A 1,093-nucleotide genomic window follows, 5' to 3' on the forward strand; every position below is an offset into this window, starting at 1 on the left:
TTAAAGGCCACCACCTTTAACTACTGTAAAAATCTTATTCCCTTTTACAGATCCATCAACTAACAATCTTATTTTTCAAGGAGATGAATATTTATGAAAAAATTTTATTTTTCGGTTTTTATTTTCTCTCTTCTTCTTTCAATCTCAGTATCAGCGTTTGCGGCATCAAGCATGATTAATGGATTTATCGGAAACTACAAACTTGAGGGATATAACACTGTTGGTAAAGATGCTAACAACCATGTTTATAGTGTAGCAAATACATCGAGTTATACCATGCAAGGGGGCATTTGGACAACTACGAACATTGATGAAATCTCCACAACAGCTATAATATTTGTTAATGATGTACTTACTGCAATGATCGAATCCGGAAATAAGAATAATGTTTATACTGCCGATGCACGAGCAACAGACCCAAGTGTTTACAGTTCCTCAAATGTTTATAAATCTAGAACGTTTCATCACGCAAAAACAGGGAGCACTTCTTGGAATCAAGCCCAAGATCTAAACTATTAAAAGTAAAAAGGTGTTTTGCTCATCAGCCCTGTATTTCCGATTACAGGGCTGGTAATTTAATCATATTATACTTGGAATATAATAGAACTATTTCATGTTATTTTCTCTAAGGAGTTATTATATGTCGTATGATAAAAAAAATTATTCAAACAACATTAATTACGATGATTGTAGCCGTATTTGGACTTATGATTGGTACACTTTTGCCAAACGTCTTTTCTAACAAGAAAGAACAAACAATATCTTTCGGTCTTGATGTAAATAGCGAATATGCGGTAACACAATCAAACGAGACCTTTTTGCTTGAAAAAAATGACTTCTTAGCAAATGTAGCAATTATTAACCAGTCAAATAAAAAAAATACTTATTCCCTATTATTTTTTATTGACTATCAGCAAAAAAATATAAAATATGAAAACAAGGTTCAAGATATAATTACATTAGACGTTCAACCAAACTCTAAAAAAGATTTAAAGGTAACTATACCAAATCTAGAAGATGGAAGGCATGATTTATTAGTTCTATTGGTTCGAAACGGAGAGAACCATCTCACAAAAGAGCAATATGTTCTACC

General features: G+C 31.9%; 2 protein-coding genes. Both read left to right on the plus strand.

Annotated elements, in window-relative coordinates; all coding sequences use genetic code 11:
• Positions 1 to 93: 93 nt before the first annotated feature.
• The gene (locus AC1DWB_RS35860) at positions 94 to 519 is read left to right on the plus strand and encodes a hypothetical protein (protein ID WP_477545826.1); all 426 of its coding nucleotides are present in this window, start codon (positions 94 to 96) and stop codon (positions 517 to 519) included.
• Positions 520 to 647: 128 nt separating this feature from the next.
• The coding region (locus AC1DWB_RS35865; protein WP_477545827.1) for a hypothetical protein at positions 648 to 1,093 on the plus strand (446 nt) is incomplete at its 3' end.

The sequence above is a fragment of the Paenibacillus sp. P4_E11 genome (assembly GCF_056401635.1).